This window comes from Pseudomonas sp. RW407, assembly GCF_003176655.1.
GTDB lineage: Bacteria > Pseudomonadota > Gammaproteobacteria > Pseudomonadales > Pseudomonadaceae > Pseudomonas > Pseudomonas delhiensis.
In genome coordinates, this window is the sequence record NZ_QGSL01000107.1 from 1252466 (window position 1) to 1266348 (window position 13883).

The following is a 13883-nucleotide window of genomic DNA, read 5'->3' on the forward strand; positions in this document are numbered from 1 at the left end:
GAGTCCGCTCCTACGGTTCCAGGAGGTACGGGCGTAGGAGCGGGCCCTGCCCGCGATTCGCGCGCAGGGCGCGCTCCTACAAGGGAATGGCGTGGGCCGGGCTACGTAGGAGCGGACTCCGTCCGCGATTGCCCCGAACGGCCTAATGGGAAGACACATACACCGCCTCCCCATGCACCGGCGGAATCGCAAAACTCTCGCGCATCCGCCTGGCCTCCGCCTGGGGCGAACGGCCGAACAGCCGCTTGAACTCCCGGTTGAACTGCGAGGCGCTGGCGTAGCCGACGGCATGGCTGGCGGCCTGCGCCGTCATGCCCTGGCGCACGATCAGCAGCCGGGCCTGGTGCAGGCGCGTGCACTTCACGTACTGCATGGGCGAGGTCTGGGTGATCGCCTTGAAATGGCTGTGGAACGACGGAACGCTCATGCCGGCTTCGTCGGCAAGCTGCGGCAGATCGAGCGGCTGCGCGTAATCGGCGTGGATGCGCCGCAGCGCCCTGGCGATCCTGCCGAAGCGCCCCTGCATGGCCAGCGCCGCGCGCATGGCATTGCCCTGGGCGCCGGTCAGCACGCGGAAATACAGCTCGCGCAGCAGGGCGGGGCCGAGAACCCTCGCCTCCAGGGGGTCGTTCAGCGCCGCCAGAAAGCGCAGGACGGAAGCGGCCAGCGCCTCGTCCATGGGGCTGGACATCATGCTTCGCGGCGCATCCTCCGGCGCGGGTGCCCGCTGCTGGTCGATCTGGATCATCAGCTCGGCGGCGAGCTGGAAATCCAGGTGCATGTAGAGGGCCAGCAGCGGGCGTTCGGCCGTCGCGTCCGTTTCCATGGTGAAGGGCACGGGCACCGCGACGGCCAGGTAATGCTGCTCGTCGTACACATAGACCTGGTCGCCGAAGTACCCGCGCTTGCAGCCCTGGCAGACGATCACGATACCGGGGTCGTAGAGCACCGGCGTCCGGGCCAGCGGGCGATCCGACCTGAGGATGCGCACGCTGGCCAGGGACGTGAGGTTGTATCCCTCGTTGGGGGCCAGCGCCTCCAGCAGGGCGACCATGCGCGCCCGGTTGCGGTCGGATGCAATGCTGCTCATAGAATCAGGCAATGAAGTCAGAAGATGAGGTCTCTCAAGCGGGCCGAATGGTGAGTATTGTGCACTCATTCCCCCTGCAATGGAGCCATCGCCATGTCATCTTCCAAAACCTTGCTGATCACCGGCGCCAGCAGCGGCTTCGGGCTCGCCCTCGCCCAGGAGGCACTGGCCGACGGGCACCGCGTGGTGGGCACGGTGCGTACCGCGCAGGCAAAGGCCGCGCTCGAAGCGCTGGCCCCCGGCCGGGCAACGGGCCGCCTGCTGGACGTGACCGACTTCGCGGCCATCGAGCCGATGGTCGCCGAGGTCGAAAGCACCCTCGGCCCGCTGGACGTCCTGGTGAACAGCGCCGGGTACGGCCACGAAGGCATCCTCGAAGAGTCTCCGCTGTCGGAGATGCGCCGGCAGTTCGAGGTGAACGTGTTCGGCGCCGTGGCGATGATGAAGGCCGTGCTGCCCTACATGCGCCAGCGCCGCCGCGGCCACATCCTGAACATCACCTCCATGGGCGGCTTCATCACCATGCCCGGCATCGCCTACTACTGCGGCAGCAAGTTCGCGCTGGAGGGCATATCAGAAGTGGTGGGCAAGGAAGTCGAAGGCTTCGGCATCGCCGTGACCTCCGTCGCGCCCGGCTCCTTCCGCACCGACTGGGCCGGCCGCTCCATGGTACGAAGCCCCCGCAGCATCGCCGACTACGATGCCCTCTTCGACCCCGTCCGCCAGGCGCGACAGGAAAAAAGCGGCAAGCAGCTCGGCGACCCGAAAAAGGCGGCACGCGCCATGCTGGAAGCGATCGGCTCGGCGAATCCCCCGGCCCACCTGCTGCTGGGTAGCGACGCCCTCGGCCTGGTGCGCCAGAAACTGGGGGCGCTGGAAGAGGAAATAGCGGCCTGGGAAGCCACCACCCGTTCCACGGATGGTTGAACCGGCCCGAGCGGATCTCACGATACCTCCGGCTATCGCGGACAAGGTCCGCTCCTACGGGGGAATGCCATGCCTCACGGCGACCTGTAGGAGCGGACTCCGTCCGCGATTGGACTCACCGGCAGCATTGAGGCCCCTCAATAATCCCAGAAGGCCGCCACCCAGCGGAAAGCCTCCCCATCCACCGCCACCCGCCCAACGGAGGGAAACGGCAGGTGGGTAGCCACCAGCAATTCCCCGCTCGCCGCCGCCTCGCGCAACAGGCGCACTCGCACCCGCACCGACTCCTCGGGGTCATGCTCGAAGCCGTTGTGCCAGTCGGGGTGGTCGAAGGCGACCGGGAACAGCGCGTCGCCGGCGAAGGTCAGCCGTTCGCCGGCGGACGTCACCTGCACCACGCTGTGCCCCGGCGTGTGGCCGCCAGTGAGCCTGGCGACCACGCCCGGCGCCACCTCGTGTTCATTCTCGAAGGTGTGCAGCTTGTCGCGGTATGCCTCCATGAACTGCTCGGCGGTCGAGCGCAGGACGTCCGGCACCGGCGACGGCATGGCGGTAAGGGAGAAATCCGGCGCCGCCCAGAACTCGACCTCGGCGGCCGCGACGTGGATCCGCACATCCGGGCGCAACCGGTTCTTCACCGCGTCGACGAGCAGCCCGCCGATATGATCCATGTGCATGTGGGTGATCACCACGTCGGTCACCGACCCCAGGTCGATACCGGCGGCGGCCAGCCGCCCGGGGAACTGCCCGGCCCGCGGAAAGCCGGGGAACTGCCCGCCCAGACCGGCGTCGACGAGTATGGTCTGCTCGCCGCTGCGCACCACCAGCACGTTCAGCGCCCAGTCGAAGGCCTCCGGCCCCAGGAACATGTCCTTGAACCAGGTCGCGCGGGCGGCCGGGTCGGCATTGGTGGACATGGTCGCGGTCGGCAGCGGCAACACCCCGTCGCTGACCACCAGCACGTCGATCTCGCCGACGCGCAACGCATAGCGCGAAGGCACCAGTTCCTCCCTTTGCGGGTGGGCTCCATCCTGTTGCTCGGGATAGCTCGGATGCATGTTCATGACTGTTCCTCGGAAGAAGTGGCCAATGACCTGGAAGTCGTTCCTTCGCGCCCGGCGGGGCAATAGGCGAGCGCCGAACCGCAGGACCCTTGCAGCGAATCGTCGCTGTGAATCCATGCTATTGGCGGGTACTTCCTGGCGCACTTCTACATCGGGACGGTAGCGCTATACGTCAGGGGCGGGGGGTATATACGAAGGTATCTGTCGCCACTCGCTTTCACGGGTATGTAGGCACGTGACTGTAGTTACTCTCCTACAGGCACTTCAGAGCCGCCCTATCGTGCTTTCGACTCCGTCAAATCCAGGCTGGGTCGTTCTCTTGCGTAACCGGGCATTCTGGCCATCTGCAAACAGGGCCGTGTTGCCGGAAGACGGCCGGCGGGCTACCCGGCCAGTGCTGCGGCGCTGCGCAGGTAGTGGGCCACCTGACGCGCCTCGACGTCGTCGGGCGTGCGCAGCTTGATGTGCCGCCGCTGCTTGCCGCTCCCCTCCAGCACCCCGTGGGGGTCGTCCAGGCTGGCACCCTGGCTGAGCTCCAGCGAGACGTGACCCGCATAGGCGAAGACGCCGCCGAAGGGCCGCGCCCGGGAGAACAGTACGCCGCCGTACTTCACTTCGTCATGGACATCGGGGGCCACCGCCAATGCCAGTTCACGTACCCGGCAGAGCAGCCGGAAGTTCGTCTCGCTGACCAGGCGCACGTCCTGCAGCAGCCGGTCGACGGCGCCGGCCTGCTTCTCGTAGCGCACGTCACGGGCATCGAGGCTGGCCACCTTTCGCCAGCCCTGGCGCTGGTAGAAGGCGTTGGCGCGGATGCCGTCCGAGCCGTCGGTGACCAGCCAGATGCGCGCATGCTCGCGGAACAGGCTCGTCTCGGCCGTCGCCAGCAGCAGGCGCCCTACCCCGCGGCCTTCGTATTCCGGGCGAACGAACAGGGCGAAGACTTCCCCTGCCGTCCCATCCACCATGGCGAAGCCCGCGGCCACCCCATCCGCCTCGGCCAGCCAGCAGCATGGGCCGAGGCGGATGGCCTCGGCCACGCTGGCCGGGGTGATGCCCAGTTCGGCCAACTGCCCGTGGGACAGGTGGTTCTGGCGCACGCTGGTGCGGATGGCGAATAGGGTCGCCACGTCCGCCTCGGTGGCGGGGCGAATATGGATCATCTTCGAGGCTCCGGCCTTTGCATGGGTTGTCGAGCATAGGCCTCCCGCCCTGGGCCTTGAGGAGGAAGGTGTATCGGGAAGTTAGCCGAGGTTCCGGGAATGGGAGCAATCCGCCTCATCCGCGATAAGGCCTGGCACCGGCCTGGCGGCCGGATCGCGACGTTTCAGGCGAGCACGGCTTTTCGTAGGAGCGAGCTTGCTCGCGAATGAACCCCGCAGCGGAGTCTGTTCGCGAGCGAGCTCGCTCCTACAATTCACCCACCTCCGAGCCCACCTGTAGGAGCGGACCTTGTCCGCGATCGCGGACGGAGTCCGCTCCTACGGGGCGTCCCGGCATCTTGCGTGATCGGGGCCTCGAACAGGCGCTTCGTGGCCGAATCTGCGGCGCGCCGGGGATCGAGGTCAAACGGCGGATAACCGCGAACGGTTATTCGCCCTACGGTTGAGTTCGACCGTAGGAGCGGGCCTTGCCCGCGATTCGCGCGCAGGGCGCGCTCCTACAGGGGGGATGGTTGCGTACGCCGCCCTACCCCACCTCCAGGCTATAACCCACCCCGTACACCGAGCGGATCGGGTCGTGCCCCGGCGCCACCGCCGCCAGCTTGCGCCGCAGGTTTTTCACGTGGCTGTCGACGGTGCGGTCGGCGACCACGCGGTGGTCCTGGTAGATGTGGTTCATCAGCTGGTCGCGGGACAGCACCTGGCCGGGGCGTGCGGCCAGGGCGGCGAGCATGCGGAACTCCACCGGGGTGAGGTCCAGCGCCACGCCCAGGTAGCGCGCCTGGAAGGCCCGCGGGTCCAGTTCCAGGCCCGGGTTCGGCGCCTGGGCGCCGCTGCGCCGCAGCACGGCCTTGACCCGCGCCACCAGCTCGCGGGGGGAGAAGGGTTTGCAGATGTAGTCATCGGCGCCCAGTTCCAGGCCCAGCAGGCGGTCGATTTCCTCTACGCGCGCGGTCATCATGATCAGCGGCACGCGGCTGAAGCCGCGCAGTTCGCGGCAGATATCCAGGCCGTCGCGGCCGGGCAGCATCAGGTCGAGCAGCAGCAGGTCGTAGGCCTTGCCGCGCAGCGCCGGGATCACCGCGTTGCCGTCGGCCAGGTGCGCCACGTCGTAGCCGGCGGCGCGCAGGTAGTCGCCCACCAGCGCGGCCAGCTTGGGCTCGTCTTCCACCAGCAGGATCTCGCCCTGGCTCATTGCGCGTCTCCCGCCAGCGGCAGTTCCAGTGTCATCAGCAGCCCTCCCAGGCTGGAAGCCCGGGCGCTCAGGCGCCCGCCGTGCACCTCGGCGATGCCGCGGCAGATCGCCAGGCCCAGGCCGGTGCCGCCGCTGGCGCGGTTGCGCGAGCGCTCGGCGCGGTAGAAGCGCTCGAACAGGCGCTCCAGCGAGGCCGCGTCGACGCCCGGCGCGGAGTCCTCGCACTGCACCAGCACGCGCTCGCCGTCGCGCAGCGCGCGCAGCACCGTGCGGCCGCCGGGGTCGGTATAGCGCCGGCTGTTCTCCAGCAGGTTGTGCAGCAGCTGGCCCAGGCGCGACTCGTCGCCCAGCACCCACAGCGGTTCGTCCGGCAGTTCCAGGTCCAGGCCCAGGCCGCGCTCGGCGAAGCTGGCGCGGAAGGCGTCGGCCACCACCGGCAGCAGCACCCGCAGGTCGATGCGCTCGCGGCGGTAGGTGGGCCCGCCGACCTCGGCCAGGGACAGGTCGAAGAGGTCCTCCACCAGCTTGGTCAGCGCCCCCACCTCGGCCTGCAGCGAGCGCACGGCGGTGCCGTCCAGGGGGCGGATGCCGTCCTCCATGGCTTCCAGCTCGGCGCGCATCACCGCCAGCGGGGTGCGCAGCTCGTGGGAGATGTCGGCCATGAAGTCGCGGCGCAGGCGTTCGTTGCTGGCCAGGGTGGCGGCCATGCGGTTGAAGTCGGCGGCCAGCTGGCCGGCCTCGTCGGCCGAGCGCACCGGCAGCTGGATGGCGTAGTCGCCGGCGGCCAGGCGGTGGGTGGCGCCGGCCACCTGGCGAATGGGCCGCAGCAGGCTGCGGGTCAGCCACCAGGCGATCACCGCGGTGGCCAGCAGGCAGGCCAGGCCGATGAGCAGGCTGGAGCGCAGCTGGTTGAGCTGGAAGCGCCGGTCGCCGACGCTGGTCACCGACTGCAGCGGCGCCAGGGCCATCCAGCCGACCACCCGGCCCTGGTGGCGGATCGGCCGCAGGACCATCTCCGCCGGCGGCGCGTTGTAGCCGATGATCAGGCGCTGCGCCTCGTCCAGCAGGGCGAAGCGGACGAAGGCGCCGGTGAGGTCGGAGACGGTCAGGTGGCTGGGATCGAAGTCGCGGTCCTGCTCCACCTTCTCGGGGCGCAGCATGTCGAACCACTGGTCGCGGTCGCTGCGGATGAAATCCCAGCTGCCGTGGGTGGCGAAGGCCCGCTCGGCGCGCGGGACGATGAGCTCCATGCGCTCCTCGGCCTGCTGGTTGAGGTAGCCGAGGAAGCCGTACCTCAGGCTCAGGTAGGCGGCGAAGACCATGCCCAGCACGGCGAAGGCGCAGACCGCCAGCATGGCCAGGAAGAACTTGCTGGAAAGGCTGATTTTCATGGCACCGCCGCGCCGCTGTCGGGATGCCGCCATTGAAGCGCGGCCCCCGCGGTCGTTCAAGGCGCGGCGGGCAATCTCCCAGATTTCTGCACATTGCCTGCACATTCGCCGAGCACCCTGGACACTGAATCCAACCCAGGATCGGAGTCCCGGATGCCCTCGCTCGTACCCCCGCTTTCCACCCTGGCCCGCGCCCTGCTGCTGGGCGCCGGCCTGCTCGCCCTGGGCGGCTGCCTCGACGACCGGGCGGCCCCGCCGCAGCCCGACCTGCAGGAGGTCGGCGTCTACCGGGTGCGCAGCGCGCCCCAGGCGCTCAGCCTCACCCTGCCCGGCCGCGCCAGCGCGCACCTGGTGGCGGAGATCCGCCCGCAGGTCGGCGGCATCATCCAGAAACGGCTGTTCGAGGAAGGCCGGACGGTGAAGGCCGGCCAGGCGCTGTACCAGATCGACCCGCAGCCCTACGAGGCCGCCCTGGCCCAGGCCGAGGCCAGCGTCACCTCGGCCCGCGCCACGCTGAAGGCGGCCGAGCTCAAGGCCCGGCGCGACGCCCGGCTGGTGAAGATCGACGCCATCAGCGCGGAAGACAACGAAAGTGCCCAGGCCGCCCTGCTGGAGGCCCACGCCAGCCTGCAGTCGGCCCAGGCGTCGCTGAAGACGGCGCGCATCAACCTGGGCTATACGCGGATAGACGCGCCCATCTCCGGGCGCACCGCCACCTCCTCGGTCACCCCCGGCGCGCTGGTCACCGCCGAGCAGACCAGTGCCCTGACCACCGTGCAGCAGCTGGACCCGATCTACGTCGACTTCACCCAGCCCAGCGCCACCCTGCTGCGCCTCAAACGCGAGCTGGCCGAGGGCAAGCTGGCCCCCGCCGACGAGAAGGACGCCACGCGCATCAGCCTGGAGCTGGAGGACGGCAGCCGCTACGCCCACGAAGGCACCCTGACCTTCAACGGCGTGAGCGTCGACGAGGGCACCGGCAGCGTGACCCTGCGCGCCCTGGTGCCCAACCCCGAGGGCCTGTTGCTGCCGGGCATGTACCTGAAGGCGACGCTGCAGGAAGGCGTGCAGCAGGACGCCATCCTGGTGCCGCAGCAGGGCGTGGCCCGCGACGAGCGCGGCGAGGCCACCGCCCTGGTGGTGGTCGACGGCAAGGTGGAGCAGCGCCAGCTGAGCCTGGCCCGCGCGGTGGGCAACCGCTGGTGGGTCGGCCAGGGCCTGGAGGACGGCGACCAGCTCATCGTCCAGGGCACGCAGAAGGTCCGCGTCGGCCAGCAGGTGAAGGTGCTGGACGCGCAGCTCAGCGCGCAGAACGACGCACGCGACTGAGGGCACGCCATGGCACGTTTCTTCATCGACCGCCCCATCTTCGCCTGGGTCATCGCCATCCTGGTGATGCTCGGTGGCGCCATGGCCATCGTCCAGCTGCCGCTGGCGCAGTACCCCGACATCGCGCCGCCGCAGATCACCCTCAACGCCACCTACACCGGCGCCTCGGCCAAGACCATGGAGGACTCGGTGACCCAGGTCATCGAGCAGCAGATGACCGGCCTGGACGGCCTCACCTACATGTCCTCCAGCAGCAGCTCGGCGGGCAGCGCCAGCATCACCCTGACCTTCGAGGCCGGCACCGACGTCAACACCGCGCAGATGCTGGTGCAGACCAAGCTGGAGCAGGCCAAGGCACGGCTGCCCGACGCGGTGCAGCAGCAGGGCATCGAGATCCGCAACTCCTCCAGCGACTTCCTGATCATCCTCTCGCTGGTCTCCGACAACCCCGAGGTCAGCGCCACCGACATCAGCGACTTCATTTCCAGCACGCTGTACGACCAGATCAGCCGGGTCGACGGCGTCGGCCAGGTGACCACCCTGGGCTCCAGCTACGCCATGCGCATCTGGCTCGACCCGGACAGGCTCAAGCAGTACGCGCTGATGCCCTCGGACATCAGCAGCGCCCTGCAGGCGCAGAACGTCGACACCTCCGCCGGCCAGCTCGGCGCCCTCCCCGCGCGGCCCGGCCAGCAGCTCAACGCCACCATCAGCGCGCGCAGCAAGCTGCAGACCGCCGCGCAGTTCCGCGACCTGGTGCTCAAGCACGCCAGCAACGGCGCCGTGGTGACCCTGGCCGACGTGGCCCGGGTGGAGCTGGGCAGCGAAAGCTATGACGTGGTGGCCGAGCACAACGGCCGGCAGTCCGGCGGCATGGCGGTGAGCCTGGCCAGCGGCGCCAATGCGCTGGACGTCTCCGAAGCGGTGCAGGCGAAGATGGCCGAGCTGGAAAAGTTCTTCCCCAGCAGGCTGCAGCTGCACTCCGAGGTGGCGTACAACACCGCGCCCTTCGTGAAGATATCGATCGAGGAAGTGGTCATGACGCTGTTCGAGGCCATCGCCCTCGTCGTGCTGATCATGTACCTGTTCCTGCAGAACTGGCGCGCCACCCTGATCCCGGCCGTCGCCGTGCCGGTGGTGCTGCTGGGCACCTTCGGCGTGCTCTCGCTGATGGGCTACTCGATCAATACCCTGACGATGTTCGGCATGGTCCTGGCCATCGGCCTGCTGGTGGACGACGCCATCGTGGTGGTGGAGAACGTCGAGCGGATCATCGCCGAGAAAGGCCTGTCGCCCCGCGAGGCCACGCGCGAATCCATGGGCGAGATCAGCGGCGCGCTGATCGGCATCGCCGTGGTGCTCTCGGCGGTGTTCGTGCCCATGGCCTTCTTCGGCGGCTCCACCGGCGTCATCTACCGGCAGTTCTCGGTGACCATGGTCGCCGCCATGGCGCTCTCGGTGCTGGTGGCCATGACGCTCACCCCGGCGCTGTGCGCCACCGTGCTCAAGCCGGGCAAGGCGCATGGCGGGGAACGCCGCGGCTTCTTCGGCGGGTTCAACCGCACCTTCGAGCGCGGCTCGCAGAGCTACCGGCGCGGCGTCAGGGCGGTGCTGGCGCGCCCGCTGCGCGCCCTGCTGGTGTACGCGCTGGTGCTGGGCGGCGTGGCGCTGCTGTTCCACAAGCTGCCCACCGCGTTCCTCCCCGACGAGGACCAGGGCATGCTGATGATGCAGATGACCCTGCCGGTGGGCGGCACCGACGAACGCCTGCAGGCGGTGACCCGCCAGGTGCGGGAATACATGCTCGCGCAGCCGGAGGTGGCCTCGATCCTCACCGTACGCGGCCTGGGCAACGGCGGCAACGCGCAGAACTCCGGGCGCGCCTTCGTCAAGCTCAAGGACTGGTCCGAGCGCCGCGGCGAGGAGCACGGCGCCGCGGCGGTGGCGCGCCGGGCCAACCTGGCGCTGATGAAGATCCTCGACGCCAACGTCTTCGTCATGTCCCCGCCGGCCATCATGGGCCTGGGCGAAAGCTCCGGCTTCGACGTGCAGCTGCAGGACCTGGGCGGCCTCGGCCACGCCGAGCTGCTCAAGGCCCGCGACAGGTTCCTCGAACTGGCGGGCAAGGACCCGCGCCTGGCCAACGTGCGCGCCCAGGGCCTGGAGGACACGCCGCAACTCGACATCGCCATCGACGACCGCAAGGCCGGCGCCATGGGCGTGTCCTCCAGCGACATCAACGACACCCTCAGCGTGGCCCTGGGCGGCAGCTACGTGAACGACTTCCTCGACGCCGGCCGGGTGAAGAAGGTCTACCTGCAGGGCGACGTCGACAAGCGCATGCAGGCCGAGGACATCGGCGACTGGTACGTGCGCAACAGCGACGACGCCATGGTGCCGATGTCGTCGTTCATCAGCACCCGCTGGAGCACCGCCTCGCCGCTGCTGGAGCGCTACAACGGCTTCGGCGCCTACGAGCTGGTGGGCGAGCCGGCGGCCGGGGTCAGCTCCGGCGTGGCCATGGCCGCGGTGGAAGAGATCATGGCGCAGTTGCCGGAAGGCATCGGCTACGCCTGGACCGGGCAGTCCTACCAGGAACGCCTGGCCGGCAACCAGGCGCCGCTGCTCTACGCCATCTCCATCCTGTTCGTGTTCCTGTGCCTGGCGGCGCTGTACGAAAGCTGGTCGGTGCCCTTCGCGGTGATGCTGGTGGTGCCGCTGGGCATCCTCGGCGCGCTGCTGCTGACCGGCGTGCGCGGGCTGTCCAACGACGTCTACTTCCAGGTCGGCCTGCTGACCACCGTGGGCCTGGCGGCGAAGAACGCCATCCTCATCGTCGAGTTCGCCAAGGAGAACCTCGAACGCGGCCAGGACCTGCTCGCGGCGACCCTCGAAGCCGTGCGCGTGCGCCTGCGCCCGGTGCTGATGACCTCGCTGGCGTTCATCCTCGGCGTGCTGCCGCTGGCCCTGAGCAGCGGCGCCGGCGCCGGCGGGCGCCAGGCCATCGGCACCGGCGTGCTCGGCGGCATGCTCGCTGCCACGCTGCTGGGCCTGTTCTTCATCCCCCTGTTCTACGTGCTGGTGCAACGCCTGGCCGGGCGCCTGGCCGCCGCCAACCATGCCGCCAGCGCGCAAGGAGAAGCCTGATGCGCCTTACGCCTCTACCCCTGGTTCTCGCGCTGGCCCTGGGCGGCTGCGTGAACCTCGCCCCGGACTACCAGCGCCCCGAGGCGCCGGTGGCCGCCCAGTGGCCCGGCGCCACCGCGGCCGGCCAGGCCAGCGCCGACATCGCCTGGCGCGAGCTGTTCGTCGACACCCGCCTGCGCGACACCGTGGCCCGCGCCCTGGCCAACAACCGCGACCTGCGGGTCGCCGCGTTGAACGTCAAGTACCAGCAGGCGCAGTACCGCATCCAGCGCGCCGAGCTGTTCCCGACGCTTTCCGCCACGGCCGACGGCACCCGCCAGCGCGGCGTGGCCGAAGGCAGCGGCAACACGGTCAGCAGCCAGTACAGCGTCGGCCTGGGCGTGAGCAGCTACGAGCTGGACCTGTTCGGCCGCCTGGGCAACCTCAGGGACGCCGCCCTGGAGGACTACCTGTCCCTGGAGCAGACCCGCCGCAGCACCCAGATCAGCCTGGTGGCGGAAATCGCCAGCGCCTGGATGACCCTGGCCGCCGACCAGCAACTGCTCGAGCTGGCCCGCGACACCCACGCCAGCCAGCAGAAGACCTACGCGCTGGTGCAGCAGGCCCACGGCCTGGGCGGCGAGTCCGGGCTGAGCCTGGCCCAGGCGCGCAGCACGGTGGAGTCGGCCCGCGCCGACGTGGCCAACTATGCCAGCCAGGTGGAACAGGACCGCAACGCCCTGGAACTGCTGGTGGGCGAGCGCCTGGACGACAGCCTGCTGCCGGGCGACGCCAAACTGGATGTCGCCCTGCTGGTCGGCGTGCCGGCCGGCCTGCCCTCGACGCTGCTGCAGCGCCGCCCCGATGTGCTCGCCGCCGAGCACACGCTCAAGGCGGCCCACGCCGACATAGGCGCGGCGCGGGCGGCCTTCTTCCCCAGCGTGACGCTCACCGCCAGCGGCGGCAGCGCCAGCAGCGAGCTGTCCGGGCTGTTCAAGTCCGGCAGCCGCGCCTGGAGCTTCGCGCCCTCGATCAACCTGCCGATCTTCGACGCCGGCAGCAACCGCGCCAGCCTCGACGCCGCGAAGATCACCCGCGACATCGACGTGGCCAACTACGAGAAGACCCTGCAGACCGCCTTCAGCGAAGTCGCCGACGCCCTCTCGGTGCGCAGCCACATCAGCGAGCGGCTCGACGCCCAGCGCAGCCTGACCCAGGCCACCGACCGCAGCTACGCGCTGTCCCTGGCGCTGTACCGGCAGGGTTCGCAGAGCTTCCTCGAAGTGCTCGACGCGCAACGCTCGCTGTACTCGGCACAGCAGACGCTGATCAGCCTGGAGCTGTCCGAGCAGGTCAACCGCGTCACCCTGTACAAGGTGCTGGGCGGCGGCTGGCAGGGCTGACGATCGGCTGCGCGTCGGCATGACTGCGTTGGAAACAGGCGAGGAATGCTCATTCAGCGGCCTGGACTCCGCTCCCTCGCCGGTTTCTGCCTTGTTCTGCTCCAGCTCGCGAGATCGTGAATAGCGCTCTCAGAACAGCCGCGGCAACTCGATGCGCACCAGCAGCCCGCCGCCCTCGGCGGGCTCGGCGGTGATCCGCCCGCGGTGCAGCTGCACTGCGCGGCTGGCGATGGCCAGGCCCAGGCCGAAGCCGTCCGGGCCGGCGTCGGGGCCGCGCTCGAAGGGCTCGAAGATGCTGCCCAGGCGGCTCCCGTCGACGCCCGGCCCATGGTCGCTGATGCACACCACCAGGCGTTCGCCCCCCTCCACCAGGCTCGCGCCGACGCGCACCTCGGTGCCCGCCGCGGTGTAGCGCACGGCATTGCGGATGACGTTCTCGAAGGCCCGGTAGAGCAGTTCCTCATGGGCGCGGCCGAGGAACGGCTGGTCGGCCACCAGGCGCACCTGGCAGCCCTTGCCCGCCGCCTCGAAACGGGCGTCCTCGACGATCTGCGCCAGCAGCTCGACGACGTCCAGCAGGCGGCACTCGCCGTTGTCCTGGCGCGACTGCGCCCGCGCCAGGGTGAGCAGTTGCTCGATCAGCTCGTCCATGCGCCGCGACTCGCGCTCGATGCGCTCCAGCATGCCGGGCTGCCCGGGCATCTGCCGCAGCAGGCCGATGGCGGCGTTCATCCGCGTCAACGGCGAGCGCAACTCGTGGGAAATGTCGTGCAGCAGGTGCTGCTGGGCCTCCACCAGGGCCTTGAGCTGGCCGGCCATGCGGTCGCAGTCCTCGGCCAGGTCGACGATCTCGTCACGGCGCCGGCCCAGGCGCGGCCTGACGCGCACCTCGAAGCGGCCCTGGGCGACCTCGCCCATGGCCTGGCGCAACCAGGCCAGCGGCCGGGCCAGGTAGTGGCTGAGCAGCAGGGCGAAGAGCGCGCTCATCAGGGTGCCGGTGAGCAGCGGGCCGAGGGAGCGCGGCGGCGGCGCCTGGTCCAGGGAGCTGGCGGCCGAGGCGCGCAGCACCAGGCGCTGGCCGTCCTGGCTGGTGACCGCCTGCTCGAAGCGCACCGGGGCCACCGCCCGCCCGGCGAGCAGCCCGCCCCGGGCATCGTAGAGGCCCACCTGGACGTCCGGCGGCTGCGGCGACACC

10 protein-coding genes and 1 pseudogene are annotated in these 13883 nt (G+C 69.8%); 4 read left to right on the forward strand and 7 right to left on the reverse strand.

What is annotated here, in order from left to right; translation table 11 throughout:
- Nucleotides 1-142: 142 nt before the first annotated feature.
- Nucleotides 143-1159, reverse strand: a complete 1017-nt coding sequence (locus DK254_RS29845) for an AraC family transcriptional regulator (RefSeq protein ID WP_176450329.1) — start codon at nucleotides 1157-1159, stop codon at nucleotides 143-145.
- Between the two features lie 24 nt (nucleotides 1160-1183).
- Here DK254_RS29845 and DK254_RS29850 point away from each other — a divergent pair, with 24 nt between their 5' ends.
- The gene (locus DK254_RS29850; RefSeq protein ID WP_109936726.1) at nucleotides 1184-2017 is read left to right on the forward strand and encodes an oxidoreductase; all 834 of its coding nucleotides are present in this window, start codon (nucleotides 1184-1186) and stop codon (nucleotides 2015-2017) included.
- 137 nt (nucleotides 2018-2154) lie between these two features.
- On the opposite strand, the gene DK254_RS29855 is transcribed toward DK254_RS29850, so the two are convergent.
- The 5 genes and pseudogenes from DK254_RS29855 to DK254_RS29870 all read right to left on the reverse strand — a co-directional run bounded on the left by DK254_RS29855 (nucleotide 2155) and on the right by DK254_RS29870 (nucleotide 6830).
- Nucleotides 2155-3081, reverse strand: a complete 927-nt coding sequence (locus DK254_RS29855) for an MBL fold metallo-hydrolase (RefSeq protein WP_109936727.1) — start codon at nucleotides 3079-3081, stop codon at nucleotides 2155-2157.
- Nucleotides 3082-3464: 383 nt separating this feature from the next.
- Nucleotides 3465-3830 carry a DUF1801 domain-containing protein gene (locus DK254_RS34980; RefSeq protein ID WP_256596016.1) on the reverse strand — a complete coding sequence of 122 codons (366 nt, stop codon included), beginning with the start codon at nucleotides 3828-3830 and terminating at the stop codon, nucleotides 3465-3467.
- Nucleotides 3816-4244 (reverse strand): annotated as a pseudogene (locus DK254_RS34985) (GNAT family N-acetyltransferase); the annotation flags it as partial. The gene DK254_RS34980 and the pseudogene DK254_RS34985, both read right to left, overlap by 15 nt.
- A 526-nt stretch (nucleotides 4245-4770) precedes the next feature.
- The gene (locus DK254_RS29865; protein WP_109936729.1) at nucleotides 4771-5439 is read right to left on the reverse strand and encodes a response regulator; all 669 of its coding nucleotides are present in this window, start codon (nucleotides 5437-5439) and stop codon (nucleotides 4771-4773) included.
- Nucleotides 5436-6830 carry an ATP-binding protein gene (locus tag DK254_RS29870; RefSeq protein WP_109936730.1) on the reverse strand — a complete coding sequence of 465 codons (1395 nt, stop codon included), beginning with the start codon at nucleotides 6828-6830 and terminating at the stop codon, nucleotides 5436-5438. Before DK254_RS29870 ends, DK254_RS29865 begins: the two co-directional genes overlap by 4 nt.
- Nucleotides 6831-6983: 153 nt before the next feature.
- On the opposite strand from DK254_RS29870, the gene DK254_RS29875 reads away from it, so the two are divergent.
- From DK254_RS29875 to DK254_RS29885, 3 genes are read left to right on the forward strand one after another with little or no spacing between them, the layout of a single operon-like run.
- Nucleotides 6984-8159 (forward strand): efflux RND transporter periplasmic adaptor subunit, encoded by a 1176-nt coding sequence (locus tag DK254_RS29875; RefSeq protein ID WP_109936731.1) that lies wholly within the window; start codon nucleotides 6984-6986, stop codon nucleotides 8157-8159.
- Between the two features lie 9 nt (nucleotides 8160-8168).
- Nucleotides 8169-11306: an efflux RND transporter permease subunit gene (locus DK254_RS29880; RefSeq protein ID WP_109936732.1), complete on the forward strand. Its 3138-nt coding sequence runs from the start codon at nucleotides 8169-8171 to the stop codon at nucleotides 11304-11306.
- Complete coding sequence (locus DK254_RS29885; protein WP_109936733.1) at nucleotides 11306-12688, forward strand: efflux transporter outer membrane subunit; 1383 nt, start codon at nucleotides 11306-11308, stop codon at nucleotides 12686-12688. The genes DK254_RS29880 and DK254_RS29885 overlap by 1 nt, the downstream gene beginning before the upstream one ends.
- Before the next feature lie 129 nt (nucleotides 12689-12817).
- Here the strand turns inward: DK254_RS29885 and DK254_RS29890 are convergent.
- Nucleotides 12818-13883, reverse strand: a 1066-nt coding sequence (locus DK254_RS29890; RefSeq protein WP_109936734.1) for an ATP-binding protein, incomplete at its 5' end; no start/stop codon positions are given.